Annotated in this window: 20 protein-coding genes; 15 read left to right on the top strand and 5 right to left on the bottom strand. The window is 70.0% G+C overall.

Annotation, left to right across the window (positions count from 1 at the left end):
- Positions 1-437: 437 nt before the first annotated feature.
- Together ACIA5G_RS47105 and ACIA5G_RS47100 are read left to right on the top strand one after the other, a co-directional pair.
- Positions 438-1,226 (top strand): alpha/beta fold hydrolase, encoded by a 789-nt coding sequence (locus ACIA5G_RS47105; RefSeq protein ID WP_395935847.1) that lies wholly within the window; start codon positions 438-440, stop codon positions 1,224-1,226.
- Complete coding sequence (locus ACIA5G_RS47100) at positions 1,223-1,981, top strand: SDR family oxidoreductase (RefSeq protein ID WP_395935845.1); 759 nt, start codon at positions 1,223-1,225, stop codon at positions 1,979-1,981. The genes ACIA5G_RS47105 and ACIA5G_RS47100 overlap by 4 nt, the downstream gene beginning before the upstream one ends.
- Here ACIA5G_RS47100 and ACIA5G_RS47095 read toward each other — a convergent pair.
- Positions 1,966-3,522, bottom strand: a complete 1,557-nt coding sequence (locus ACIA5G_RS47095; protein ID WP_395935843.1) for a transposase — start codon at positions 3,520-3,522, stop codon at positions 1,966-1,968. The genes ACIA5G_RS47100 and ACIA5G_RS47095 overlap by 16 nt on opposite strands.
- A 153-nt stretch (positions 3,523-3,675) precedes the next feature.
- Between ACIA5G_RS47095 and ACIA5G_RS47090 the strand changes: the two genes are divergently transcribed.
- The 5 genes from ACIA5G_RS47090 (at position 3,676) to ACIA5G_RS47070 (ending at position 10,449) form a co-directional block, all read left to right on the top strand.
- The gene (locus ACIA5G_RS47090) at positions 3,676-6,273 is read left to right on the top strand and encodes a bifunctional FO biosynthesis protein CofGH (RefSeq protein ID WP_395935841.1); all 2,598 of its coding nucleotides are present in this window, start codon (positions 3,676-3,678) and stop codon (positions 6,271-6,273) included.
- Between the two features lie 49 nt (positions 6,274-6,322).
- Positions 6,323-6,856: a DUF4232 domain-containing protein gene (locus ACIA5G_RS47085; RefSeq protein ID WP_395935839.1), complete on the top strand. Its 534-nt coding sequence runs from the start codon at positions 6,323-6,325 to the stop codon at positions 6,854-6,856.
- Between the two features lie 113 nt (positions 6,857-6,969).
- Positions 6,970-7,827 carry an arpA protein gene (locus ACIA5G_RS47080; RefSeq protein ID WP_395935837.1) on the top strand — a complete coding sequence of 286 codons (858 nt, stop codon included), beginning with the start codon at positions 6,970-6,972 and terminating at the stop codon, positions 7,825-7,827.
- A gap of 17 nt (positions 7,828-7,844) precedes the next feature.
- Complete coding sequence (locus ACIA5G_RS47075) at positions 7,845-8,693, top strand: class I SAM-dependent methyltransferase (RefSeq protein ID WP_395935835.1); 849 nt, start codon at positions 7,845-7,847, stop codon at positions 8,691-8,693.
- Positions 8,694-8,706: 13 nt separating this feature from the next.
- Entirely contained in the window at positions 8,707-10,449 is a 1,743-nt protein-coding gene (locus tag ACIA5G_RS47070) for a choline/carnitine O-acyltransferase (RefSeq protein ID WP_395935832.1), read from the top strand.
- On the opposite strand, the gene ACIA5G_RS47065 is transcribed toward ACIA5G_RS47070, so the two are convergent.
- Positions 10,415-11,353 (bottom strand): alpha/beta hydrolase, encoded by a 939-nt coding sequence (locus ACIA5G_RS47065; protein WP_395935830.1) that lies wholly within the window; start codon positions 11,351-11,353, stop codon positions 10,415-10,417. The two genes, ACIA5G_RS47070 and ACIA5G_RS47065, sit on opposite strands and share 35 nt — an antisense overlap.
- Positions 11,350-12,132, bottom strand: a complete 783-nt coding sequence (locus tag ACIA5G_RS47060; RefSeq protein WP_395935828.1) for a class I SAM-dependent methyltransferase — start codon at positions 12,130-12,132, stop codon at positions 11,350-11,352. Before ACIA5G_RS47060 ends, ACIA5G_RS47065 begins: the two co-directional genes overlap by 4 nt.
- A 198-nt stretch (positions 12,133-12,330) precedes the next feature.
- On the opposite strand from ACIA5G_RS47060, the gene ACIA5G_RS47055 reads away from it, so the two are divergent.
- The 7 genes from ACIA5G_RS47055 (at position 12,331) to ACIA5G_RS47025 (ending at position 23,226) form a co-directional block, all read left to right on the top strand.
- Positions 12,331-14,622: a discoidin domain-containing protein gene (locus ACIA5G_RS47055; protein ID WP_395935826.1), complete on the top strand. Its 2,292-nt coding sequence runs from the start codon at positions 12,331-12,333 to the stop codon at positions 14,620-14,622.
- Between the two features lie 6 nt (positions 14,623-14,628).
- The gene (locus ACIA5G_RS47050; RefSeq protein ID WP_395935824.1) at positions 14,629-16,824 is read left to right on the top strand and encodes a discoidin domain-containing protein; all 2,196 of its coding nucleotides are present in this window, start codon (positions 14,629-14,631) and stop codon (positions 16,822-16,824) included.
- Positions 16,825-16,906: 82 nt separating this feature from the next.
- The gene (locus tag ACIA5G_RS47045; protein WP_395935822.1) at positions 16,907-17,914 is read left to right on the top strand and encodes a LacI family DNA-binding transcriptional regulator; all 1,008 of its coding nucleotides are present in this window, start codon (positions 16,907-16,909) and stop codon (positions 17,912-17,914) included.
- A 505-nt stretch (positions 17,915-18,419) separates the two neighbouring features.
- Positions 18,420-19,796: an ABC transporter substrate-binding protein gene (locus ACIA5G_RS47040; protein WP_395935820.1), complete on the top strand. Its 1,377-nt coding sequence runs from the start codon at positions 18,420-18,422 to the stop codon at positions 19,794-19,796.
- On the top strand, positions 19,774-20,748 hold the full coding sequence (locus ACIA5G_RS47035; RefSeq protein ID WP_395935817.1) for a carbohydrate ABC transporter permease: 975 nt from the start codon (positions 19,774-19,776) through the stop codon (positions 20,746-20,748). Before ACIA5G_RS47040 ends, ACIA5G_RS47035 begins: the two co-directional genes overlap by 23 nt.
- Positions 20,745-21,614: a carbohydrate ABC transporter permease gene (locus ACIA5G_RS47030; RefSeq protein WP_395935815.1), complete on the top strand. Its 870-nt coding sequence runs from the start codon at positions 20,745-20,747 to the stop codon at positions 21,612-21,614. The genes ACIA5G_RS47035 and ACIA5G_RS47030 overlap by 4 nt, the downstream gene beginning before the upstream one ends.
- Before the next feature lie 34 nt (positions 21,615-21,648).
- On the top strand, positions 21,649-23,226 hold the full coding sequence (locus tag ACIA5G_RS47025; protein ID WP_395935813.1) for a glycoside hydrolase family 13 protein: 1,578 nt from the start codon (positions 21,649-21,651) through the stop codon (positions 23,224-23,226).
- A 50-nt stretch (positions 23,227-23,276) separates the two neighbouring features.
- Here the strand turns inward: ACIA5G_RS47025 and ACIA5G_RS47020 are convergent, their stop codons facing one another.
- Positions 23,277-23,732, bottom strand: a complete 456-nt coding sequence (locus tag ACIA5G_RS47020; RefSeq protein WP_395935811.1) for a VOC family protein — start codon at positions 23,730-23,732, stop codon at positions 23,277-23,279.
- 152 nt (positions 23,733-23,884) lie between these two features.
- Here ACIA5G_RS47020 and ACIA5G_RS47015 point away from each other — a divergent pair, with 152 nt between their 5' ends.
- Positions 23,885-24,715 (top strand): helix-turn-helix transcriptional regulator, encoded by an 831-nt coding sequence (locus ACIA5G_RS47015; protein ID WP_395935809.1) that lies wholly within the window; start codon positions 23,885-23,887, stop codon positions 24,713-24,715.
- On the opposite strand, the gene ACIA5G_RS47010 is transcribed toward ACIA5G_RS47015, so the two are convergent.
- On the bottom strand, positions 24,705-26,039 hold the full coding sequence (locus tag ACIA5G_RS47010; RefSeq protein WP_395935807.1) for an LVIVD repeat-containing protein: 1,335 nt from the start codon (positions 26,037-26,039) through the stop codon (positions 24,705-24,707). The two genes, ACIA5G_RS47015 and ACIA5G_RS47010, sit on opposite strands and share 11 nt — an antisense overlap.
- Positions 26,040-26,065 lie beyond the last annotated feature (26 nt).

Raw genomic sequence — 26,065 nt, 5'->3', positions numbered from 1 at the left:
AGTTACTGCTCTCAAAGGAACCTCATACGAGGTTCATAAAATAAGCTCTACTGGCTTAGTTCACTAGCACACTGTTGAGTTCTCAAGCAACACACCCCGAGTCACACCGCGATCAAACGGCCTCACTCGAAGCGAGTCATTCCTAGCAGTTTTTGGTGGGACACCCACTCAATCGCTTCTGCGAGAGCTTGGTTCGTGTCCCGGCGGCCACCCGGTTTCCCTGGCGACTTGGAGAACTTTACATGCCCCGAAACCCCCCGAAACAGGGGGGTCCCTTAACAAGATCAGCGCAGGTCAGACCCCACGACGAAGCCCGTCTGCGGCCCAGTCTGCACCCACCGGCCCCGGAGCGCCAGGGGAATAGCACGATGAGAACATTGCTCCGAGTACATTGCACCGTATTGCTCCGCGTCAAAGCTCCGCCTAGCGTCGGCGGCATGACCCTCGCGTACGACGACCTCGGCCCGAAGCAGGGCCGACCGATCCTCCTCGTCCACGGCCACCCCTTCGACCGCTCGATGTGGCGTCCCCAGGCCGAGCGCCTCGCCGCCCAGGGCCACCGCGTGGTGGTCCCCGACCTCCGCGGATACGGCGAATCGAAGAGCACGGGCACCAAGACCGGCCTCGACGTCTTCGCGGCCGACCTCATCCACCTGGCCGACCACCTCGGCCTGGACACCTTCGTGCTCGGCGGCCTCTCCATGGGCGGGCAGATCGTCATGCAGCTGATCGCCGACCACCCCGGCCGCGTCCGCGCCCTGGTCCTGGCCGACACCTTCGCCGGCATCGACACCCCGGAGGTGAGGCAAGCCCGCCTCGACACCGCGGACCGCATCACCGGGGAAGGCATGCACCGGTACGCCGAGGAGCTCCTCCCCAAGATGATCTCCCGGAGCACCCGCGAAACCAGGCCGGACGTCGAAGCGCACGTCCTGCGCATGATGCGCAATGCACCCCAGGAGGGAGCCGCGGCCGCGCTGAGGGGACGTGCCGAGCGTCCCGACTACACCGCGGGGCTGGCGGAGATCGACGTCCCCACGCTGGTGGTCGTCGGCAGTGCGGACGAGTTCACCCCGGTCGCGGACGCCGAGCTGATCCACCGGCACATCGCGGGTTCCACCCTGGTGGTCGTCGAGGGCGCGGGCCACCTGCCTAACCTGGAGCGCGAGACCGAGTTCGACGAGGCACTCAGCACCTTCCTGAAGAGCAGCGGAGCCACTCCATGACCCAGCAGACCGTGTTCGTGACCGGCGCGAGCGCCGGCTTCGGTGACGCCATCGCGCGCCGGTTCGTCGCCGAGGGCGCCCGGGTGATCGCCGTCGCCCGCAGTGCGGACAAGCTCGAGAAACTGGCCGCCGAACTCGGCGACGCCGTCCTCCCGGTGACGCTCGACGTCAGCGACCCCGAAGCCGTCAAGACCACCGTCGAGAACCTTCCCGAGGACTGGCGCGAGGTCGACGTGCTGGTCAACAACGCCGGCCTGGCGAAGGGCCTCGAGCCCGCGCACCGGGCCGACCTGACCGACTGGGACGAGATGATCGCGACCAACGTCCGCGGCCTCGCCCACGTGACGCGCGCGCTGCTGCCCGGCATGGTCGAGCGCGGCCGCGGCCACGTGATCAACATCGGCTCGATCGCCGGCACCTACCCCTACCCCGGTGGCAACGTCTACGGCGCGACCAAGGCGTTCGTCCACCAGTTCAGCCTCAACCTGCGCAGCGACCTGCACGGCACCGGCGTCCGCGTGACGAACGTCGAGCCGGGCATGGTCGGCGGCACGGACTTCTCGAAGGTCCGCTTCGACGGCGACCAGGACAAGGCGGACAAGGTCTACGAAGGCACCACGCCGCTGACCGCGGAGGACGTCGCCGAGTCCGTCTTCTGGGCGGCGAACCAGCCGAAGCACGTGAACATCAACGTCATCGAGCTGATGCCGGTGGTGCAGAGCTTCTCCGCGCTACAGATCTACCGCGAGAGCTGAAAGAGGTCGAACAGTGCCTGCTGGGCCGGGTCCCGCTCGGTCGGCAGGCGCTTCGCCCGCGGCCGCCCGCCGGTCGACGGGTACCGCAGCACCAGCTCGCCGATGCCGGCCAGCTGGTCGAGCAGCTCACGCACGGACAGGTTCATCCCGGCCCGGTCGGCCTCGCGCCGCATCAGGTGCGTCACAGTCGCAGCGAGCACCGAGACGAGGCCGTGCGCGGCGATCCGCTGCCGTGTCCACTCCCAGCGCGGGGTCGGGCCGGCGACCGCGGGGCCGGTGAGCCAGCGGAACGTCGACTCGAGGTGGGTACGGGCTCGGTAGGCCGTCACCACCTCGGCGACCGGCCAGTCCCGGTCGGTGACCAGCACCTGCTTGCCGAAGACCTCGTCGTCGAGCCGGGCCAGCGCGGCGGCGTCGATCCGGCGTTCGAGGCGGATCTCGCCGGGCCGGTTCCCGCTCAGCACGGCGGTGAGCACCCGCTCGATGCGGCGGCCCCGCGTCACCCGGCCGATTTCGGCGTGGACCTGGGCGCGGTCACCACGGTGGGTGCCCGCCGCCAGGGCCCCGGCCAGGCCGTCGAGCTCACGGGTCGCGGTGGCCAGCTCGTCGGCGAAGGCGCGGGACTGCGCCGCGTGCAGCGTCGCCGAATGCGTCAGCACCACCCGCCGCCGGACGCCGTCGACCACCGCGTGCGTGTCCAGCGCGGTGAGGCCGGCGAACCGTTCGGGGTCGACCCGCTTGCGGGCGGACGCGGGCTGGGTCAGCAGCTCCGGGTGGTCCATCAACGGCAACGAGCCGACGAAGCCGCTTCGCGAGCCCAGGTCGAGCTGGGCCGCCTGGCCCGCGTGGAAGACGAGCGTCGCCGGGCCCAGTTCCGCGGTCAGCGCGGCGAACGTCGGGGCGGTGCCGTCGTCGCGCCGGTACAGCCGCGACGCCAGCGGGATCGCGCCGTCGCGGGTCACCCGCAGGCCGGCGCCGGCGAGCACGCCCCGGCAGGCCGAGGGCAGCGTGCAGTCCGCGGGGGCGAACGCGGCGAACTGGGGAACGTCGACGGCGAGCGCCGCGTGGTCGTCGAGCACCTCCAGGACCGCGGAGGCGACGGAGTCCTCGATGTGCGTGATGCGATCCGGGGTGAGCCGTTCCAGCGCCCGCCAGGTCCCGTCCACTGTGGACACCCGGGGGCGCACCAGGTCCGCCGCCACGCTCGACTCCCACCACGCGGAGAGCGGCACTTCGGGCGCGGTCGCCCGGTGCAGCACGGCGATCGCGAGCGTCAGGCCCAGCGAGGGCTTCGCGCGCTGCGGACCCACCACGTCGTCGACCCGCCGCACGAAGTCAAGGCGGGAAAGCGTCGCCCAGACCGCGGCGACGTCCCCGTACGTCCGGTACGAAGCCGACGCCGGTTCGCCGCCCGGGACGGCGCGCGCGATCTCGTCGGCCGTCCCCAGGTAACGCTGGGTCACCACCCGGGGCTTGCCGTCGACCCGGGCCGACTCCGCCAGGTAGTAGTAGGTCCGTCCGCCGATCTTCTTCCCGACCACCGATGCCACCCTTTAGGTAATACACCGCGGGAAGCTGATCGACAACTACGGCACCGGTCTGACCTGCGACGACGACCACGTGCACCGATCAGGTGAACGAGGTGCGGAACACACACTGGCTGGTCGCCCGAGGACGGTCCTAGCGTGGGCGGAATGGGACCCGAACCCGACGCCACCACCCCGACCGCCTCCGCGATGCGTCGTTCGCTCGCCCGGGCGCGTGACGGGAAGACACTGGACGTAGCCGAGGCGAGCGTCCTGCTGCACGCCCGCGGCGAAGATCTGGCGAAGCTGTCCGAGTACGCCTCCCGCATCCGCGACGCCGGCCTGGCCGAGGCCGGGCGCGCGGGTGTCATCACCTACAGCCGCAAGGTGTTCATCCCGCTGACCCGGCTCTGCCGCGACCGCTGTGGCTACTGCACGTTCGTCACCGTGCCGGGCCGGCTCGAGTCGCCGTTCCTCTCGCCCGACGAGGTCCTCGACATCGCCCGCAAGGGTGCGGAGATGGGCTGCAAGGAAGCCCTCTTCACGCTCGGGGACCGGCCCGAGGACCGCTGGAAGGCCGCCCGCGACTGGCTGGACGCGCACGGCTACGACGACACGCTCTCCTACGTCCGCGCGATGGCCATCCGGGTGCTGGAGGAGACCGGCCTGCTGCCGCACCTCAACCCCGGCGTGCTGTCCTGGCAGGACTTCCAGCGGCTCAAGCCGGTCGCGCCGTCGATGGGCATGATGCTGGAGACCACCGCGACCCGGCTGTGGTCCGAGAAGGGCGGGCCGCACTACGGGTCCCCCGACAAGGATCCCGCCGTCCGCCTGCGGGTGCTCGAAGACGCCGGCCGCAGCAGCGTCCCGTTCACCACCGGCGTCCTGATCGGCATCGGCGAGACGTTCGAGGAACGCGCGGACGCGCTGTTCGAGATCCGCAAGATCGCCAAGACCTACGGCGGCATCCAGGAAGTCATCGTGCAGAACTTCCGGGCCAAGCCGGACACGAAGATGCGCGCGACGCCGGACGCCGACCTCGAAGAGCTGGCCGCGAACATCGCCGTGGCGCGGCTGGTGCTCGGCCCGAAGATGCGCATCCAGGCGCCGCCGAACCTGATCGGCCGTCAGTACGACCTGATGATCCGGGCCGGCATCGACGACTGGGGCGGTGTCTCGCCGCTGACCCCGGACCACGTGAACCCCGAGCGCGCGTGGCCGCAGATCGACGAGCTGGCCCGGCGCACCGAGGAGGCCGGGTTCGAGCTCAAGGAACGGCTCACCATCTACCCGGAGTTCGTCAACGCCGGCGAGCCGTGGCTGGACCCGCGGATCACCCGCCACGTGGCCGCGCTCGTCGACCCGGCCACCGGGATGGCCCGCGAAGGCGCGATGCCGGTCGGCATCCCGTGGCAGGAGCCGGACGGCGGCTGGCAGCAGTCCGGGCGCACCGACCTGCACACCGAGATCGACACGACCGGCCGGACCGAGGACCGCCGCAGCGACTTCGACTCGGTGTACGGGGACTGGAAGGAGATCGGCGACCGGATCAAGACCGGGCCGCAGAAGTTCGACTCCACCGTCCTGGAAGCCTTGCGCAGTGCGGAAAAGGACCCCGCCGGGCTGTCCGACGACGCCGCGCTGGCGCTGCTGTCCGCCGAGGGCAAGGAGCTGGACGCGTTCACGAAGCTCGCCGACGACCTGCGTCGCGAGACCGTCGGCGACGACGTCACCTTCGTCGTCACGCGGAACATCAACTTCACCAACGTCTGCTACACGGGTTGCCGCTTCTGTGCGTTCGCGCAGCGTCGCACCGACGCCGACGCGTACACGCTCTCGCTGGAGCAGGTCGGCGACCGCGTCGACGAGGCGTGGGCCGCCGGCGCGACCGAGATCTGCATGCAGGGCGGCATCCACCCCGATCTGCCGGGCACCGCCTACTTCGACCTCGCGGCCGAGGTCAAGCGCCGCCAGCCGGAGATCCACCTGCACTCCTACAGCCCGATGGAGGTCGTGAACGGCGCTTCGCGGACCAACCTGTCCCTCGAGGACTGGCTGATCAAGGCGAAGGAAGCCGGTGTCGACTCACTGCCGGGCACGGCCGCGGAGATCCTCGACGACGACGTCCGCTGGGTGCTCACCAAGGGCAAGCTGCCGACGTCGGAGTGGATCAAGGTGGTCACCACCGCGCACTCGGTCGGGCTACCGACGACGTCCACGATGATGTACGGCCACGTCGACACCCCCGCGCACTGGGTCGCGCACCTCAAGCTGCTCGCCCGCCTGCAGCGCGAAGGCCTCGAGAAGCACGGCCGACGCGGGTTCACCGAGTTCGTCCTGCTGCCGTTCATCCACCAGAGCTCGCCGATCTACCTCGCCGGCCTCGCCCGCCCGGGCGCGACCCAGAACGAGAACCGCGCGGTGCACGCGCTGGCCCGGCTGCTGCTGCACGGCATGATCGACAACATCCAGAGCTCCTGGGTGAAGCTCGGCACCGAGGGCAGCCGCGCGGTGCTGCAGGGCGGTGTCAACGACATCGGCGGCACGCTGATGGAGGAGACGATCAGCCGGATGGCCGGCGCGTCGAACGGGTCGTACAAGACGATCAGCGACATGCGCGAGATGGTCGAGCCGCTGGGCCGGCCGCTGGTGCAGCGGACGACGGGCTACGGCCGGCCGACGGCCGAGCGCGTCGCCGCCGCGGAGGCGTCGGACGGCGTCGCGACGGCCGTGCGCAAGCCACTGCTCCCCCTGCTCACGCCGTAAGACGGTAGCGGGCGCCCAGGCTCCAGGGCGCCCGCTACTCTTCCGGATCATGGGGGTTTTCCGCTTCGCACCACTTCTCTTCGTCGCGCTTCTCGCGGGTTGCAGCACTCCGCCGCCTCCGCCGCCCGTGCCGGTGCCCACGGCAACGCCGAGCCCGACGTACGCGCCGCCGCCGTCGGCCGGACTGTCGCTTTCGGTCGGCCAGGTCGAAGCCGGGCTCGGGCACCGCGCGAGCGTGCTGACGCTGACCAACTTGGACACCCAGCCGCGCAAGGTCACCGGTTATCCGGACCTGAAGGTCCTCGCGGGTGACGGTGCACCGCTCGAGGTGAAGGTCGAGCACGGGACGTCGTACTTCGCGCGGGACCTCGGGCCGCAGAACGTCACCCTCAAGCCGGGCGAGAAGGTCGTGGCCGTGCTCGCCTGGTCGGCCACCGTGACGGAGGGCGACCAGCACACCGGCGCCGCGATCTCGGTGGTGCCCGTCCCGGGCGAACCCGCGCAGCAGCAGCCGCTGGACACCGACCTCGGCACCACGGACACCGTCACCGTCAGCTCGTGGGCGACCGAAATCGGCAACTGATGACCTTGTGTCACCGCTCACAAACCCACGGTTGACTCCCGCGGATCTGTGCTAACTCTTTCCCTTCACGACCAGGGCAAGCACCGAAGCTTCACCCGCCGGAAGGGACTTCGATGAGCACCTCCGTGGCCGCGCTGGAAATGGTCGACACCGACCGCTACCCGCTCACCGATCCGGGAAGCCCCGCCTGGCGGGAGACCGTCGAGCGCACCCGCGCCGAGCTGGCCGACGTCGGCTGCAGTGTGCTCGCCGACTTCGTCCGGCCCGAGCTGCACGAGGTCCTGCGCGCCGAGTGTGCCGCGCTCGAACCGCACGCGTACACGAAGATCGAAAAGGTCAACGCGTACAACACCGCGATCGACGCGCCGCTGCCCGAAGACCACCCCGGCCGGACGATCATGGAGCGGGGCAACGCTTTTGTCGCCCGCGACCACGTCCCGGCGGGCGCGATCATCAGCCGGCTCTACACCAGCCCGGTGTTCCAGCGGTTCATCGCCGACTGCTTCGGGCTGCCGAAGCTGCACGAGCTCGCCGACCCGCTGTCCGGGCTGACGCTCAACGTGATCGCGCCCGGCCGCGCGCACCCGTGGCACTTCGACACGAACTCCCACACCGTCAGCATGCTGACGCAGGCCGCGGACGCCGGCGGGACGTTCGAGTACTGCCCGAACATCCGATCCGCCGAGGCCGAGAATTTCGCCGACGTGCGGGCGGTGATTTCCGGGGAAACCAGCCATTCGGTCCAGCGGCTGGACCTCCGTCCGGGCGATCTGCAGCTGTTCAAAGGCCGCTTCGCCTTGCATCGGGTCACTAGGGTGGAGGGGAAGATCGCCCGGAACTCCGCGATCTTCGCCTACAGCGAGCGCCCCGGCGTCATCGGCAGCCCGGAGCGGACCAGGCAGCTCTTCGGCCGGGTCCTGCCCGAACACCTGGCTGGTCACGCTGTGCGGGGCGACGCCCTGCTCGACTAGATCTAGGAGCCTGGCCCGTGCCTTTCGACTCGACCGGCAAGATCTCGTTCGACCACATCTACACCGCGTCCGACCCTCGTCCGTTCTTCGGAACGTTGCGGCGCGTTGACTACCAGATTCCGCAGCTGGCGAAGCCCTACTTCACGAAATTGATCGAGGAATACCAGGCGGAGCGCGGAATCGCGCAGCCGACCGTGCTCGACGTCGGCTGTTCGTACGGCGTCAACAGCGCGTTGCTCCGCTGCGAAACAACGCTGGACGACCTCTACGAGCAGTACACCGCGCCCGGTGTCGAGGACCTCGACCGCGCTGCGCTGCTCGAACGCGACCAGCGGCTCGTGCTCAGCCGCGCGACCCCCGACGGCGCCCGGTTCTTCGGCCTAGACGCCGCGGGGGCGGCGCTGGACTACGCGCGTGAAGCGGGCTTCCTGGACGAGACGATCTACGCCGACTTCGAACGCTACGAGCCGGACGAGACGCAGCAGGCGCTGCTCGATCAGGTGGATCTCGTCGTGTCGACCGGCTGCGTCGGGTACGTCACCGAGAAGACCATCGCCCGGATCGCGCGCGGTTCGCGGCCGTGGATGGCGCACTTCGTGCTGCGGATGTTCTCCTACGACCCGGTCGCGGAAAGCCTGGCCGAGCTGGGCTACGAGACCGCGGCCATCGACGGGGTGTACCGGCAGCGGCGGTTCGCCTCCGAGGAGGAGCAGGCGCACATCGTCGACTCGCTGAACACGGCCGGCGTCGATCCCGAAGGGCTCGAAGCCGACGGCTGGCTGTACGCGCAGCTGTATGTTTCCCGACCGAAGAAGGGTGCGGCCGCCGGACTGGCTTCCGCGCTCAGCACGGTTTCCGTCGACTAACGAGGATGACAGAGTGAGCAGTCCGGAATGGTCCCCCCGCACGTTCGGCAACGAGGACCGGCTTCCCCGGGTCCCCGTGCCCACCCTCGCCGACAGCGGCCGCCGCTTCCTGGAGTGGTGCGGCCCGCTGCTGACGCCGGACGAGCTGGCGGAGACCGAAGCGGCGGTCGAGGACTTCCTCGCGCCCGGCAGCCCGGCCCACGAGCTGCAGGCCGCGCTGGCGGAGTACGACCGGTCGCCGGGGGTGCACAGCTGGCTGGACACCTTCTGGCCGTACCGCTACCTCGGCCGCCGCGACCGGATCGCGCTCAACGCCAACTTCTTCTTCCTGTTCCAGGACTCCCCGCTGGGTCAGGTGGAGCGCGCGGCCGAGCTGGCCGCGTCCGCCGTGGACTACAAGCTGAAGCTCGACGAGGAACTGGTGCCGCCGGTGCTCGTGCGCGGCGCGCCGCAGTCGATGGTGCAGCACAAGTACCTGTTCTCGGCGACGCGCATCCCGGGTGAGCTGCTGGACACCGCGCGCACGCGGTTCCCGTCACCCGAGCGGCACATCGTCGTGTTCCACCGCGGCACGCCCTTCCGGATGGACGTCATCGCCGCGGACGGCCGGCCCCATTCGCCGGAGCAGATCGCCGACGGCCTGCGCGCGATCCTCAAGGACGACCACGTCGCCGACGTCCCGGCCGGGCACTTCACCACCAAAGCCCGTGCGGAGTGGGCGGTCAGCCGCAAGGCACTGCTCGAAGCCGGCAACGCCGAAGCGCTCGAGACCATCGAGACGGCGCTGTTCTGCCTGTGTCTGGACGACTTCACGCCGTCCGACGCCCTGGAAGCGAGTGACCGGCTGCTGTACGGCGACAACCGCTGGTACGACAAGGCCGTCTCGCTGATCGTGTTCCAGGACGGCACCGCGGGGATCAACGTCGAGCACTGCGAGCTCGACGGCACCACGATCCTCGGCTTCACCGACGCGCTGCTGAGCGGTTCGCGGGAAGCGCGCGAACCGGCTTCGGGCGTCCCGGGCTACGAAGTGGTCGAGTTCGCATTGACCGACGCCCTGCGCGAAGACGCCCGTGCGGCCGGAGCGGCCTTCAGGGCGTACGCGGACGCGACGGCGACGCAGACCGTGTCGTTCGACTTCGGCGCCAACCGGGCGAAGGAGCTCAAGATGTCGCCGGACGCCCTCGCGCAGATGTCGTACCAGCTCGCGCACAAGCGCGCGAAGGGCCTCACTGGTGCGACGTACGAGTCGATCGCCACGCGGCAGTTCCAGAACGGCCGGACCGAAGCGATGCGGGTCGTCACGCCCGAGGTCTTCCGGTTCGTCTCGGTGCTCGAAGACGGCAACGCGACGGCGGACGAAAAGCGGGAAGCTTTCCGCGCGGCCGCAGCGAAACACGTGGCCCGGGCCAAGGAATGCCAGGCCGGGGACGCGCCCGAGCAGCACCTCTGGGAGCTGCAGCTGATCGGGAAACGCCGTGGGGACACCAAAAGCCCGGCGCTATACACGTCGCCGGGCTGGCTGAAGATGCGGGACGACTACCTGAGCACCAGCTCGGCGCCGTCGGTCAACATCCAGTACTTCGGGTTCGGTTCGACCAGCCCGCAGTGCATCGGCATCGCGTACGTGCTGCTGCCGGACCGGTGGAACATCTACCTCAGCACGCCGAAGCACGTTTCGGCGGAGATGTACCGCTTCGCCGACGAGCTCGCGAAGGCCGTCAGCGAGCTGCAGGAGCTCCTGGCAGGCGCTTGAGCAACCAGGTCAGCCGGGCGGCGCGGGCCGCCCGGCTGACCTGAGCTTCCGGTGCCAGCGAATCGAAGCCGTGGAAACCGCCGGGCCAGACGTGCAGCTCGGCTTCGCCGCCCGCCCGCCAGATCCGGCTCGCGTAGGCGACCACCTCGTCGCGGAACGTCTCCGCCGTGCCGACGTCCAGGAACGCCGGGGGCAGGCCGGACAGGTCCTCGGCGCGGGCCGCGGCGGCGTAGGCCGGGACGTCGTCCATGCCCCGGCGATCACCCAGGTAAGCCGTCCAGCCGACGTTGTTGGCCGTGCGGTCCCACAGGCCGCGGCCGTCGAGGTCGACGGCGGACGGCGTGTTGTTGCGGTCGTCGAGCATCGGGCAGATCAGCAGCTGCCCGGCGAGCTCCGGCCCGCCGCGGTCGCGGGCGAGCAGCACCGTGGCCGCCGCGAGCCCGCCGCCGGCGCTGATCCCGCCGGCCACCACCGGGCCGGCGCAGTGCTCGACCGTCCACAAGAGACCGGTGTAGCAGTCCTCGACCGGCGCCGGGTACGGGTGCTCGGGCGCGAGCCGGTAACCCGGCGAGACGATCGTCAGGTCCGTCCCGCCCGCCCAGGCCAGCAGGTTCGGCACGTCCTGGCCGAGGTGGCTGCCGACGATCGTGCCGCCGCCGTGCACGTAGTACAGGACGCCCGCGCTCGACGCCGGTGTCATCACGAGCAGCGGAACCTCCCCCGCGTACTCCTCGGTGACCTTGTACTCCGGGTAAGCGGCAGCCAGCTCCTCGACGGTCCGGTGCTCGGCGGCGTTCAGCTCGCGGCGCCCGGGGATGTCTTCGAGCGACGCCAGCGGCGGGCGGAGCGCGCGCAGGGTCTCGACGACGGGCGCCAGCTCCGGGTCGAACGGCGGCGGCGTCATCCGGCGGGCTCCGAGACGACGAGGACCAGCGAGCCTTCGAACGTCTGCTGCTCGCGCAGGCGCCCGTAGCGGCGTTCCCACGTGCCGTCGTCGAGGTCGTGCTGCAGTTCGGCGGCGAAGCGGTGGTGCACCCGGTCGTCGACGAAGCTCCACGCCGAGCACGACAGCCGCGCGCCCGGGTCGAGGAGCCGTTCCGGGCGGGCGTAGTAGGCCTCGTTGAAGCCGTCCGTGCAGTCGATCGGGATCGGCACGCCCACGATCGAGGTGTGGCCGCCGAGCCCGTCGGCGATGTCGTCCACCGACGGGTAGCGCCCGGCCTCGGTCTCGATCACCTCGGGTGCGTAGTCGAGCAGCCAGAACCGCCGCAGCAGGGCCGGGTCGCAGGTCAGGATCGCGATCGGGCCGCGGGTGACCCGGCGCAGCTCCTTCAGCCCGGCCCACAGGTCGTTCCACTGGTGGACGCTGAACGTGCTCATCGCGCCCTCGAACGCCCGGTCCGGGAACGGCAGCTTCTCGGCCACCGCGTCGACCGCCGGGGGCAGGTCCGCCGGGCGCTGCGCCCGCATCGACGCGGACGGCTCGACCGCCGTCACCTCCCGGTCGGCCGGCTCGTAGGAACCGGCGCCGGCGCCCACGTTGAGCACGGTCCGGGCGTCCCCCAGCGCGTCGAGGATGTACTGGCCGATGCGCGGGTCCGGCTTGCGGTAATCGGTGTAGACCCCGCCGATCGCGCCGTAGTCGGCGTCCCCGGCGCTCCCGTCCGCACGTCGCTGGCTCATGACTGAAAACTAGCAGCGCTTCCGGGCGGTGGTCGGGTTGCTCCGCGAGGGTGAGGCGAACGTCGGGCATCCGGCGCAGTCGTCAATTTCTGTCGCAAATTTGCGTAAGTTAGTTCAACTATTGCGATTTCTTGTCCGGCGTTCGTATGATCCCGGTCACAGAGGTCCCCACCTTCCGCAGACGAGGAGTGCTGCCCCGTGACTCCCCACCCTGTCTTCAACGCGCCCGAAAATCCCCGGGATCGCTTCCGGGCCAAGAGATTCGGCGCGCTGGCCGCCGCGGTCACCGCCGCGGCCGGCCTGACGATCGGCACGCTCGCCGCGGCGCCCGCAACCGGTTCGGCGCTCGCCGCCGGGCGCGGCGCGACCGTGCCCTTCCTCGAGCAGGAGGCCGAGAGCGCGGCGACGAACGGCTCGGTCATCGGCCCGAACCGCGCCGCGGGCACCCTCGCCGGCGAGGCGTCCGGCCGCAAGGCGGTGACGCTGTCGGCCCAGGGCCAGTACGTCGAGTTCACGCTCACCGCGCCGGCGAACTCGATCGACTTCCGCTACAGCGTCCCGGACTCCGTGAACGGGACGATCTCGCTCTACGTCGGGGGTGCCCACAACCGGGACATCGCGCTGACGTCGAAGTGGGCCTGGTACTACGGCTCGTACCCGTTCACCAACAACCCGGGTGACGGCCACGCGCACCACTTCTACGACGAGACCCGCGCGCTGCTCGGCACGTTGTACCCGGCCGGCACCAAGATCAAGCTGCAGGTCGACGCGGGCGACGTCACCCCGGCGACGATCGACCTCGCCGACTTCGAGCAGGTCGGCGCCGCGGCCGCGCGTCCCGCCAACTCGGTGTCCGTCACCGACTACGGCGCCACCGCGGGCGACACGAGCGACGACGCTTCGGCGTTCGACTCGGCCGTGGCCGCGGCTCGCAGCCAGGGCAAGGAAGTGTGGATCCCCTCCGGGACCTTCACCCTCGGCCACCACGTCACCGTCGACCAGGTGACGATCCGCGGCGCCGGGCCCTGGTACTCGGTGCTGACCGGGCCACGCGCCGGGATCTTCGGCAAGGGTGAACCGGCGAGTTGCGGCACGTCGACGTATCCGGGCAACGCCGCGATCCCGGGCACGAGCAGCGCGGTCAAGCTGTACGACTTCGCGATCATCGGCCAGGTCGACGCCCGCGTCGACTGCGACCAGTCCAACGCCATCGGCGGCGCGCTGGGCGGCGGCTCGGTCGTGCAGAACCTGTGGCTGCAGCACACGAAGGTCGGGCTGTGGCTCGACGGGCCGTTCGACGGGCTCACCGTGTCCGGCAACCGCATCCTCGACCAGACCGCCGACGGGCTGAACCTGCACCAGGGCATCAGCAACGTGACGGTGACGAACAACTTCCTGCGCAACACCGGCGACGACGGCCTGGCCATGTGGTCCGAGCACGACGCCGACCACCACAACACGTTCTCGTTCAACACCGTGCTGCTGCCGATCCTCGCCAACAACATCGCGATCTACGGCGGGCACGACAACACCGTGTCCGACAACGTCGTGGCCGACAACCAGGACCAGGGCGGTGGCATCCACATCGCCAACCGGTTCAGCGCGGTGCCCCTGTCCGGGACGACGACCGTCGCGCGCAACACCGCGATCCGCACCGGCGTGCTCGACTCGAACTGGCAGTTCGGCGTCGGCGCGCTGTGGTTCGACGGCCGCGACTCGGCGATCACCGGCCGGGTCGACGTCACCGACCTCGACCTGCTGGACAACAACTACGAGGCCATCCAGTTCATCGACAGCGCCACCACGGACGTCCACTTCACCAACGTCCGGATCACCGGGGCGGGGACGTTCGCCTGGCAGATCCAGGCCAAGCCTTCGGGTTCGGTCAAGAACGTCGTCGCGACCGGGGTCGGGCGGGCCGGTGTTTACAACTGCATGGGCCCGGACGCTCTCACCGGCTTGGCCGACCAGGGTGGCAACTCGGGCTGGTCGACGACCTTCTGCGGCTCGTGGCCGACGCCGGTCTACGGCTCGGACAACGGCGGCGGCACCACGACTCCCACCACACCGCCGACCACCACGACCACGACTCAGCCGACCGGGAACCTGGCGCTGCACAAGAGCGTCACGGCGTCCGCGTCCCAGGGTGGCTTCCCGGCGGGGAACGCCGTCGACGGTGACGCGAACTCGTATTGGGAGAGCGCGAACAACGCGTTCCCGCAGTCACTGACCGTCGACTTCGGCGCCACGGTTTCGGTGTCGCGGCTGGTGCTGAAGCTGCCGCCGTCCTCGGCGTGGGGCACACGCACCCAGACGATCTCGGTCGACGGTGTCAAGGCCGCGGCGGGGTACACGTTCAATCCCGCGTCCGGCAACACCGCGACCATCACGTTCCCCGCGACGTCCGTGCGCACCCTGCGGCTGACCTTCACCGGCAACACCGGCTGGCCCGCCGGGCAGCTGTCCGAGCTCGAAGCCTATGCGTCCTGAGAGGTGATGACGATGTCCCGCATTCCCCGCGGCGCGGCTTTGCTTGCCGCCGCTCTCGCCGCGTCCGGTCTCACCGTGGTGTTCAGCGGCACTCCCGCCGCGGCCGCGACCTGCCCGACCACGGCGTCCGGCGGTGCGAGCGTGCCGTTCCGGACGGTCGAGGCCGAGTGCTCGGCGACGAACGGTTCCGCCGTCGGCCCCGACTACACGCAGGCTTCGATCGCCTCGGAAGCCTCCGGACGGCAGGCCGTCCGCATCGGGACCGGCCAGTACGTCGAGTTCACGCTGCCCGCGGCGGCCAACTCGATCAACGTCCACTACAACCTGCCCGACGGCTCCTCGGGCCGGCTTTCGGTGTACGTCAACGGGACCAAGCTCGGCAGCGGTCTCTCGGTGACGTCCCGGTATTCCTATGTGGACACCAGCTGGATCCCGGGCGCGAAGACGCACCACTTCTTCGACGACGCCCGGCTGCTCTTCGGCCAGAACGCGTCGGCCGGCGCGAAGGTCCGGGTGCAGGCCGACTCCGGTGACGTCGGCCAGGCGACCATCGACCTGGCCGACTTCGAGCAGGTCGGCGGCGCGGGCTCGAAGCCGGCGAACTCGCTTTCGGTGACCGACTACGGTGCCACGGCGAACGACTCGTCGGACGACTCGCAGGCGTTCCGCACCGCGCTGTCGGCGGCGCGTTCCCAGGGTCGCGAAGTCTGGGTGCCGTCCGGCCGGTTCGAGATCGGCTCGGCGCTGCAGATCGACCAGACCACCGTCCGCGGCGCCGGCCAGTGGTACACCGTGCTGCACGGCAACAACATCTTCAACAACGGCAGCGCGTCCGGGAACATCAAGCTGTACGACTTCGCGGTGTTCGGGGACGTGACCGAGCGCAACGACGGCAGCCCGGACAACGCGTTCCATGGTGTCCTCGGGAACGGCTCGGTCGTTTCGGGTCTCTGGATCCAGGACACGAAGTGCGGGCTGTGGCTGATGAACGGCGCGTCCTCGAACCTCACCATCGAGAACAACCGCATCCTGGACACGCAGGCCGACGGGGTGAACTTCGACGGCGCGGTGACGAACTCGGCGTTGCGCAACAACTACCTGCGCAACAACGGCGACGACGGCCTCGCGCTGTGGTCCAACGGCCAGGCCGACTCGGGCAACACGATCGCCAACAACACCGTGGTGCAGCCGAACCTGGCCAACGGCATCGCGTTGTACGGCGGTTCGAACAACACCGTCAGCGGCAACCTGGTGCAGGACACCAACGCGCTCGGCGGCGGTTACCTGGTGGCCAACCGGTTCAACTCGGTGCCGCTCGGCGGCACGGTGACGCTGTCGAACAACACGGCGCTGCGGGCCGGGGCGCTCGACCCGAACTGGCAGTTCGGCGTCGGCGCGCTGTGGTTCGACGCGCGTGACCAGGCGATCACCGGCGTGACGATCCGCGTCACCGGGTTCACCGCGATCCAGAGCCCGTACGAGGCGATCCAGTTCATCGACGGCAACGGGCAGGGCAAGCAGATCCAGGGCATCACGATCGACGGCGTCTCGGTGCAGGGCGCAGGCACGTTCGTGGCGCAGTCGCAGACGCAGGGGTCGGTGTCGATCAGCAACCTGTCGGCGTCCGGCGTCGGTGTCACCGGGACGTACAACTGCCCGTACCCGACGTCGATCCCTCGCATGACGTTCAGCGGGTCGGGCAACAGCGGCTGGACCGGCACGTGGGGTGACTGCTCGACGTGGCCCGCGCCGAACTCGGGCCCGCCGCAGCCGCCGCAGTCGGGCACGAACCTCGCGCGCGGCAAGGCGATCAGCGCGTCGGCGTCCGTCGGTGGCTTCCCGCCGTCGAACGCCGTGGACGGGGACGCCGGCTCGTACTGGGAGAGCGCGAACAACGCGTTCCCGCAGACGCTGACGGTGGACCTGGGCGCGGCGGCGTCGATCACCAAGGTGACGCTGCGGCTGCCGCCGTCGTCGGCGTGGGGCGCGCGGACGGAAACGGTGACGATCTCCGGCAGCACGGACGGCGGCTCGTACACGACTCTGGTGGGTTCGCGCGGCTATGCGTTCGACCCGGCATCCGGCAACACGGCGTCGGGGTCCTTCACGGCGACGTCCCAGCGGTTCGTGCGGCTGACGTTCACCGGCAACACCGGCTGGCCCGCCGGTCAGGTGTCCGAGTTCGAAGTGGCCGCGGCCTGAGGGGACGACAAGCCCGTACCGGTCCCCGGGACCGGTACGGGCTTGTCATGCTTTTGCGCCCGGTTGCTGTAAAGTTTCACTCATGACGCGTCGTCTTGCCGAAGTCGCCCGCCAGGTCGGGGTCAGCGAAGCCACGGTGAGCCGGGTGCTCAACGGCCGGTCCGGGGTGTCCGCGAGCACCCGGGCCGCCGTCCTCACCGCACTGGACGTGATGGGGTACGAGCGGCCCACCCAGCTTCGCGGCGAGCGCGCCCGCCTGGTCGGCCTGGTGCTGCCCGAGCTGCAGAACCCCATCTTCCCGGCGCTGGCCGAGATCATGGGCAACGCCCTCGCGCAGCAGGGTTTCACCCCGGTGCTCTGCACCCGCACCGCGGGCGGGGTGTCCGAGGCGGAGTACGTCGAGCTGCTTCTGCAGCAACAGGTGTCCGGCGTGGTGTTCGCCGGCGGGCTCTACGCCCAGTCCGACGCGGTGCACTCGCACTACCACCACCTGGTCGAACGCCGGCTGCCGACGGTGCTGATCAACGCCGCCGTCGACCACCTCGGGCTGCCGCAGGTCTCGTGCGACGACGCCGTCGCCGTCGAGCAGGTGGTCGGGCACCTCAGCTCGCTCGGGCACGAGAAGATCGGCCTGGTGCTGGGGCCGACGGACCACGTGCCGTCGAAGCGGAAGCTCGAGGCGTTCCAGGCGTACGCGTCGAAGCTCGGGCTCCCGGTGCTGGACGAGCTGGTGGAGCACGGGATGTTCTCGATCGAAGGCGGCCACGCGGCAGCGGCCCGCCTCTACCCCCGCGGCGCGACGGCCGTGCTGTGCGCAAGCGACCTGCTGGCCCTCGGCGCGGTCCGCGCGGCCCGCCGTCAGGGGCTTTCGGTACCCGACGACATTTCGGTGGTCGGCTACGACGACTCGGCCCTGATGAACTGCACCGACCCGCCCCTGACGACCACCCGCCAGCCGATCGAGGCGATGGGCCGCGCGGTGGTGGAGCTGCTGGTCAAGCGCATCAACGGCGGCGAGGTCGCGGCCGAGGAGCTGCTGTTCGCGCCGGAGCTGGTGGTCCGGGGCTCCACAGCCCGCCGCATCGCCTGACCCCACCCCTCGAGACGCGCGACGGCTCCACGAGCCGTCGCGCTCTTTCGCGCCGCCCGACCTCGCTCCCCATACGCCCCAATGTGGCGTTGGGTGCGTCCAACGCACCCAACGCCACATTGGGTGCATGGCGCCGCGACCAGCCGACGCCGAGCCACCGGCCGGCTCCACCCCCGGGCCTCCGCCCATCCCCGACGTGACCCCTGACCCGCAGCACCTGCGCCGCTCCGCTCCGCCCGCGCGCCCGCCCGGTCACGACCTCGAGCGCCCCAAGGCGGCCTTGGTTGCGTCTCACGCACCCAAGGCCGCCTTCGTTGCGTCTCACGCACCGAAGGCCACATTGGGGCGTTCGGGGGTACCCACTCAACCCGATCTCCGTGCCGACTCGTTCGCGGTCTGTTCGTAACTTGCAAAGTCTCGTCGGCTTATTGCGTCGATCCGGTCTCACACTTTATGGTGACCGCAATCACGTGACAGCCGTCGCGACCCCGAGAAGAGGCTTGAGATGAGCAGTCCCCGGTCCCGAAGCGTCTCCCGCCGAACGTTGTGCCTGCTCGCCGCAGGCGGCCTTGCCCTCTCCCTGGCCGCCTGCGGTGACGGGGACACCGCCGCCCAGCCGGGCGGGAAGGTGAAGATCACGGTCACCGGCCAGCCGCCGACCAGCCAGCCGTTCGAGCGCGGTGTGTTCGACGCCGACGTCAAGGAGTTCGAGGCGTCGCACCCGAACATCGACATCGACCCGCACGAGGGGTTCATGGACCCCAAGACCTTCTCCGCGAAGCTCGCGGGCGGGCAGCTCGAAGACGTCTACTACGTCTACTTCACCGACCCGGCGCAGATCATCGCGCGGCACCAAGCCGCCGACATCACCGAAGCCGCGAAGAGCGTCCCGCACATCAACGACCTCAAGCCGGAACTGCTCGACAACTTCCGTGACGCGAACGGCAAGCTCTTCGGCCTGCCGACGATGAACTACACGATGGGCCTGGTCTACAGCCGCCCGCTGTTCCAGAAGGCCGGGCTCGACCCGAACAAGCCGCCGCAGACCTGGGACGAGGTCCGCGACGCCGCGAAGAAGATCTCCGCGCTGGGCAACGGCGTGGTCGGGTACGCCGACTACAGCAAGAACAACCAGGGCGGCTGGCACATGACCGGCTGGCTCTACTCGATGGGCGGCGACATCGCCCGCAAGGACGGCGACAAGTGGGTTGCCGACTTCAACAACGAAAAGGGCAAGCAGGCCCTCCAGTACCTGCACGACATGCGCTGGACCGACAACTCCATGGGCGCCAAGCAGCTCCTGGAAGCCACGGACGTGCAGCGGATGATGGGCTCCGGCCAGCTCGGCATGTACATGGCCGCCCCGGACAACGTCCCGGTGCTGGTCAAGCAGTTCAACGGCAAGTACGAGGACTACGGCATCGCCGGCATGCCCGGCGGCCAGGGCACGCTGCTCGGCGGTGAGGGTTACATGCTCAACCCGAAGGCCTCGCCGGAGAAGATCAAGGCCGGCCTCGAGTGGATCCAGTGGAAGTACCTGAACCCGGACCGCTTCGAGAAGCACATCCAGCAGTACGTCGACGGCAAGCAGCCGGTGGGCCTGCCCGCCGAGCCGACCCCGGACGTCTGGCAGGGCTCGGTGCGTGACCAGCAGCTGGCGCTGAAGGCCAAGTACGCCAACGTCCCCGCGACGAACTACCAGTCCTATGTGGACACCACGAGCAAGATCAAGGGCAGCATCGAGCCGCCCAGCGCGCAGCAGATCTACGCCGCCCTCGACAGCGTCATGCAGGCGGTGCTGACCGACCAGAACGCCAACATCGACCAGCAGCTGTCGTCCGCGTCGTCGAAGGTCAACAGTGTCCTCGCCCAGGTCAAGTAGCCTGCTCGCCTGGCCCGCGACGTCCTCGTCGCGGGCCAGGCGCCCGGTCGTGTCCCCGGAGGAACGCCGCCGGACCCGGCTCAAGCGCAAGCTCAAGGAGAACCTCACCGCGTACGGCCTGCTCTGCGCCGCGCTCGTGGTGTTCGCCCTGTTCTCCTGGTACCCGATCGTGCGCGGGGTCCTGCTGAGCTTTCAGCAGGTCGACTTCGTCAACGCGCCGACGTGGGTCGGGTTCGACAACTTCAGCCGGCTGTTCGCCGACCCGCTGTTCGGCGTCGCCTGGCGCAACACGCTGCTGTTCACCGGGCTCGCGCTGGTCTTCGGCTTCGCCGTCCCGTTCCTCACCGCGGTGCTGCTGAACGAGATCCGGCACGCGAAGGCGTTCTTCCGGCTCGCCGTCTACCTGCCGGTGATGCTGCCGCCGGTCGTCACGGCGCTGATGTGGAAGTGGTTCTACGACCCGGGTCCCGGCCTGTTCAACTCCGCGCTCGGCGCGGTCGGCCTGCCCGGCGGCCAGTGGCTCGACTCCTCCACGACGGCGATGCTGTCGCTGGTGTTCGTCTCGACCTGGGCCAACATGGGCAGCACCACGCTGATCTACCTGGCCGCGCTCGGCACGATCCCCGGCGAGCTCTACGAAGCCGCGGAGCTCGACGGCGCCGGGCTGTGGAAGCGGCTGCGGCACGTGACGTTCCCGCAGACCCGGTTCGTGCTGCTGGTGCTCCTGCTGCTGCAGATCGTCGCGACGATGCAGGTGTTCACCGAGCCGTACGTGATGACCGGCGGCGGGCCGGACGACTCGACGGTCACCGTGCTCCTGCTGCTCTACCGCTACGCCTTCGTCTACAACGACTTCGGCTCGGCGAGTGCGATGAGCCTGCTGCTCTTCATCGCGCTCGGCCTGTTCTCGGCGTGGTACGTCCGGCTGACGCGGAAGGCGGACCAGACATGAGGACCCTCGTCTCCCCCGGCGCGCTGCGCAGCCCGCGCGGCAAGGTCGTCTACGGCGTCGTTTTCGCCTGCACGCTCGCGGTGTTCGTGCTGGCCTTCATGTTCCCGCTGTACTGGGTGATCACCGGGGCGATGAAGTCACCGCAGGAACTGGCGCAGACGCCGGCCACGCTCGTCCCGCACGAGTGGCACCCGGAGACCTTCGGCGACGCCTGGAGCCAGCTGAACCTGGGCAAGTACTTCCTCAACACGCTGATCGTCGCCGGCGGCGCGTGGCTGGCGCAGCTGGCCATCGACGTCCCGGCCGCGTTCGCGTTGTCGAAGCTGCGGCCGAAGTTCGGCAACGTCGTGCTCGGATTGATGCTGGCCACGCTGATGCTGCCCGCAACAGCGCTGCTGGTCCCGACCTACGTGACGGTGACGGACCTGCCGCTGCTGCACCTCAACCTGATCAACTCGCCGACCGCGGTCTGGCTCCCGGCAGCGGCCAACGCGTTCAACATCTACCTGCTGAAGCGGTTCTTCGACCAGATCCCGGACGAGCTGATCGAAGCGGCGCGCATCGACGGCGCCGGGCCGGTGCGCACGCTCTGGCGGATCATCCTGCCGATCTCGCGGCCGATCCTGGCCGTGGTGTCGATCCTCGCGGTGGTCACCGCGTGGAAGGACTTCATCTGGCCGCTGCTGGTGTTCCCGGACACCGAAAAGCAGACGCTCTCGGTGATGCTGCAACGGGTGGCGATCGACATGCCGCTCAACGTGCTCGTCGCCGGGATGGTGCTGGCCAGCCTGCCGATGGTGGCGCTGTTCCTGGCGTTCCAGCGGCAGATCCTCGCCGGGCTGACCGCCGGCAGCATCAAGGGCTGAGCCGGGTTTTCACGACGACTAGGAGGGCACTTTCGTGACCGAAAAGACCGGCTGGTGGCGGAGCGCGGCGATCTACCAGGTCTACATCCGCAGCTTCGCGGACGGCAACGGCGACGGCATCGGCGACCTCGCCGGCGTCCGCGCGCGCCTGGACCACCTGGCCGACCTGGGGATCGACGCGATCTGGTTCACCCCGTGGTACCCGTCGCCGATGGACGACGGCGGCTACGACGTCGCCGACTTCCGCGACATCGAGCCGCTGTTCGGCACGCTCGCCGAGGCGGAGGAGCTGATCGCCGAGGCACACGCCCGGGGCATCCGGGTGATCATCGACATCGTGCCCAACCACTGCTCCGACGAGCACCGATGGTTCCAGGCAGCGCTCGCCGCGGGCCCGGGATCACCGGAGCGGCAACGGTTCTGGTTCCGGCCCGGCCGCGGCCCGGACGGCGCCGAGCCGCCGAACAACTGGAAGTCGCGCTTCGGCGGGTCGGCCTGGACCCGTGTGCCGGACGGCGAGTGGTTCCTGCACCTCTACAGCTCGCGCCAGCCCGACTTCAACTGGGAGAACCCGGACATCCGCCAGGAGTTCGAGGACGTGCTGCGGTTCTGGTTCGACCGCGGGGTCGACGGCTTCCGCATCGACGTCGCCGACGGCCTGGTGAAGGACCCGCGGCTGCCGGACGTCGACGAGGGCGACGAGACGCCGTTCTCCGACATGGAGGGCCTGCACGAGATCTACCGGTCCTGGCGCAAGATCGCCGACAGTTACGCGGGCGAGCGCGTGCTGGTCGGCGAAATGTGGCTGCCGGACATGTCCCGCGCGGCGCGCTACCTGCGCCGCGACGAGCTGCACTCGGCGTTCAACTTCGACTTCCTGGTCTGCCCGTGGGAGGCGGCGCGCTTCCGCGACGTCATCACCCGCACGCTGCGGGCGCACGACGAGGTCGGCGCGCCGGCCGCGTGGGTGCTGTCGAACCACGACGTCACGCGGCACGTCACGCGGTACGGCCGGCAGGGCGACACGGGTTTCTCGTTCGCCAACCGGCTGCACGAGCTGCCGGTGGACCTGGAACTGGGCACGCTCCGGGCCCGGGCGGCGGCGCTGCTGACCTTGGCGCTGCCCGGTGGGCTGTACGTCTACCAGGGCGAGGAGCTCGGGCTGTGGGAGGTTCTCGACATCCCCGACAACCTGCGGCAGGACCCGGTGTGGGCCCGCACGAACGGCGCCGACCCCGGCCGTGACGGCTGCCGGGTACCGATCCCGTGGTCGGGTGACGAGCCGCCGTTCGGCTTCGGCTCCGGCGACGCGTGGCTGCCGCAGCCCGAGGAGTGGAAGGCCTACACGGCGGAAGTGGAGGCGGCGGACCCGTCGTCGATGCTGTCGCTCTACCGCGACGGCTTGCGGCTGCGGCGGGACCTGCCCACGGGCGAGCTGGAGTGGCTCTCCCTCGGCGAAGGAGTTCTGGCGTTCCGGATCGGCTCCGGGTTCACGTTCGCGCTGAACTTCTCGGCCGCGCCGGTGCCGCTGCCTTCCGGGAAGGTTCTGCTGGCCAGTGGCCCGGTTACGGACACCCTGCCGACGGACACCGCGGTCTGGCTCCGCTCTTGAGACGCACCGGAGGCCGTCACCGAGCAGACTCGGCGGCGGCCTCCGGTGGATCAGCCGACACGCTCGGACAGCTCGAACATGTTGCCCCAGGGGTCGCGGAAGAACGCGAGCCGGGCGCTGATGTCGGCGATCTCGAACGGCGGGTTGACGATGTCCACCCCGCGCTTGCGCAGCTCCACGAGGGTTTCGTCGACGTTCTCCACCGACAGGCAGACGTGGTTGTAGCCGTTGACGGCCAGGCTCGCGTCGACGTCGCCGAACCGCGGCTGGGCCGCGGCGCCGGGACCGCCGAGGATCTCCAGGTGGAAGTCGTCCTGGGCGGGCGGCAGCACGTAGGCCAGCGTCAGGTCGCCGTAGGGCCAGGTCTGCAGGACGCGCCAGCCCATCGTGTCGACCCAGAACGAGCGGGCCGCCTCGAAGTCGGGGTAGCGGATCCCGGTGTGGTGCCCCCGCATGGATGCGAACGGCGACGCGGGGTCCTGGGGCGGGGTGGCGGGCAAAGGCATGATCGGCTCCGGGTGGGCGGTCGGGCTGGACGCGTTCCATTCCGGCCCGTCCCGGCCGCGCGGGGAAGGGGATGGCTAGTCCCCTCGGTGGTGGCTCCGCCAGTACCACCCAGCGGCTCCCCGGCGGCCGTTTCACCGGCCATAATCCGGGGATGAGCGGTGCCGAACTGCGTGGCTTCCTCACCTCGCGGCGGGCGGCCCTGGCGCCCGAGGACGTCGGCCTGCCCAGCCCGTCCACGGCCCGGCGCGTGCCGGGGCTGCGGCGCGAAGAGGTCGCCAGCCTCGCCGGGGTCAGCGTCCACTACTACGTCAAGCTCGAGCAGGGCCGCGCCGGCAACGTCTCCGGTCAAGTGGTGGCCGCGATCGCCCGGGCGCTGCGGCTCGACGACGTCGAGAGCCGCTACCTCCGCACTCTGCTGCAGCAGCCCGGCTCTCCCGCGGTGCCCGCTCCGCCGCGGGCCCGGGCGGCGCTTCGGTCGATGATCGACGCCCTCGACGTGCCGGCGATCATCCACGGCCCGCACCTGGCGGTGCTCGGCATCAACCACGCGGGCAAGGCGCTGCTCGCCGACTTCGACACGATGCCGGTCGCGGAGCGCAACACCGCCCGGTGGATGTTCCTCGCCCCGCGCGCCCGGGTCGTCTACCGCGACTGGGCCCGGATCGCCGCGGACGTCGTCGCCGTCCTGCGAGCGGGTCCCGCCGACGACTCGCTGGCCCGGCTCGTCGGGAACCTCTGCACGCGGTCGCCGGAGTTCGCGGCGATGTGGGCCGAGCACCGGGTGGCCGAGCACCAGCACGGCGTGAAGCGGTTCTTCCACGAGGCCGTCGGCGACCTGACGCTCAACTGGCAGACGCTGCACCTGCCGGACGGCCAAGGCCAGAGCGTCATCGTCTACAGCGCGGACACGGGGTCACCGTCGGAAGAGAAGCTCCGCCTGCTGGCGAGCTGGACGGCGACCCCGGCGCCGGCTACTTCGTGAGCTGCAGGACGTCGATGCCGCGGGCGTTGTCGGCCACGTACACGTACTTGCCGTGCCAGTACGGCGCCCACGCGCTCGCGTCACCCGGGCGGTAGTACGCGATCTGGCGCGGGTTCGTCGGGTCGCTCACGTCGAGGAAACGCGTGCCCTGCGCGTAGAACGACTGCACCAGGATCTTGCCGCGGACGTCGAAGTAGTGCGCGGAGCAGTCGTCCGACGCCGGGTCGCTGCCCTCCTGGCCGTTGACGCCCCACGTGCCGACGCTCTCCAGGCGGAACGGCTGCTCGGGCGTCGAACGCCAGCCTTCGCCGTGGTACGAGCCCTTCAGCGACGAAATCGTCAGGACGCCGTCACCCGCGCAGCCGTCGACGAAGTTCTCCTCCGTCGCGTAGATCAGGTCCTGGCCGCGCCAGGCGCCGTCACCGACGCGGTGGCCGGCCGGGTGGAAGCTGTTGTGCATGAACCGCGAGGGCGCCGCGGTCTCGGCGATGCCGCCACCGGCGTACGGGATCGGCTCGTGCGCCGTCGCGCGGCGGACCTTGTTCGTCAGCGGGTCGCGGTGGACCCCGGAAGTCCAGTAGCCGCGCACGCCGCCGCGCCCGGACACCCAGGCCACGCCGTTGTCGTCCACCTGGACGTCGTGGACGTAGTCGGTCTTGCCGTCGTTGCGGGCCAGCTCGATCGGCTCCGGGTTCACCTTCGGGTGCCGCGGGTCGCGGATGTCGGTGACCCAGATCGGCCGCCCGCCCCAGTCGGCCGGCTGGTCGGCGGCCTTCGACGGGCCACCCGTCCACAGGTAGCGGCACCCGTCGACGCAGCTGGTGGTGTGCCCGCCGGGCGCCTTCACGTAGCTGATGATCTTCGGCGCTTCGGGCTTCGCGACGTCGACGACGTAGATGCCGGACTCGCCGGTCTGCGTGGTGCCCCCGAACGCGCGCGGGTCCCGGGACAGGAACACCAGCTTGCGGTCCGGGTCGACCTCGGTGTCCTCGGTCTCCCACAGCCCCGGCAGGCTGACCTGCCCGACCAGCTTCGGCGCGGCCGGGTTCTTCGTCAGGTCGTAGACCTTCAGCCCGAACTCGCCGGACACGACCATGACGTCGCGGCGGCCGTAGTCGAGGAAGTTGATCGAGATGGCGCCGGCGGCGTCGGGGACGTTGCCCACGGACTTCACGTTCTTGATCGCGCCGGGGTCACCCGCCGTCCGCGTGGCCGGGACCGCCGGTTTGTCGTCCTCGCCGCAGGCGGCGGCCGGGAGCCCGGTCGCGACCAGCGTGGCGCTGACGGTGACGGCGGCGAAGCACGACCGCAACCAGGTGCGCACGCGAACCTCCCAGAACGCTAGAAGCG

Source organism: Amycolatopsis sp. NPDC051758, assembly GCF_044453095.1.
Classification (GTDB): domain Bacteria; phylum Actinomycetota; class Actinomycetes; order Mycobacteriales; family Pseudonocardiaceae; genus Amycolatopsis.
This window is presented reverse-complemented; position numbering and strand designations above follow the sequence as displayed.

Excerpts from the sequence above, each read along its gene's own strand:
- ACIA5G_RS47105 (WP_395935847.1), top strand. The coding sequence starts at position 438 with ATGACCCTCGCGTACGACGACCTCGGCCCGAAGCAGGGCCGACCGATC.
- ACIA5G_RS47050 (WP_395935824.1), top strand. The coding sequence starts at position 14,629 with ATGACGATGTCCCGCATTCCCCGCGGCGCGGCTTTGCTTGCCGCCGCT.
- ACIA5G_RS47020 (WP_395935811.1), bottom strand. The coding sequence starts at position 23,732 with ATGCCTTTGCCCGCCACCCCGCCCCAGGACCCCGCGTCGCCGTTCGCA.
- ACIA5G_RS47065 (WP_395935830.1), bottom strand. The coding sequence starts at position 11,353 with ATGACGCCGCCGCCGTTCGACCCGGAGCTGGCGCCCGTCGTCGAGACC.
- ACIA5G_RS47040 (WP_395935820.1), top strand. The coding sequence starts at position 18,420 with ATGAGCAGTCCCCGGTCCCGAAGCGTCTCCCGCCGAACGTTGTGCCTG.
- ACIA5G_RS47060 (WP_395935828.1), bottom strand. The coding sequence starts at position 12,132 with ATGAGCCAGCGACGTGCGGACGGGAGCGCCGGGGACGCCGACTACGGC.
- ACIA5G_RS47100 (WP_395935845.1), top strand. The coding sequence starts at position 1,223 with ATGACCCAGCAGACCGTGTTCGTGACCGGCGCGAGCGCCGGCTTCGGT.
- ACIA5G_RS47085 (WP_395935839.1), top strand. The coding sequence starts at position 6,323 with ATGGGGGTTTTCCGCTTCGCACCACTTCTCTTCGTCGCGCTTCTCGCG.
- ACIA5G_RS47045 (WP_395935822.1), top strand. The coding sequence starts at position 16,907 with ATGACGCGTCGTCTTGCCGAAGTCGCCCGCCAGGTCGGGGTCAGCGAA.
- ACIA5G_RS47080 (WP_395935837.1), top strand. The coding sequence starts at position 6,970 with ATGAGCACCTCCGTGGCCGCGCTGGAAATGGTCGACACCGACCGCTAC.
- ACIA5G_RS47015 (WP_395935809.1), top strand. The coding sequence starts at position 23,885 with ATGAGCGGTGCCGAACTGCGTGGCTTCCTCACCTCGCGGCGGGCGGCC.
- ACIA5G_RS47090 (WP_395935841.1), top strand. The coding sequence starts at position 3,676 with ATGGGACCCGAACCCGACGCCACCACCCCGACCGCCTCCGCGATGCGT.
- ACIA5G_RS47030 (WP_395935815.1), top strand. The coding sequence starts at position 20,745 with ATGAGGACCCTCGTCTCCCCCGGCGCGCTGCGCAGCCCGCGCGGCAAG.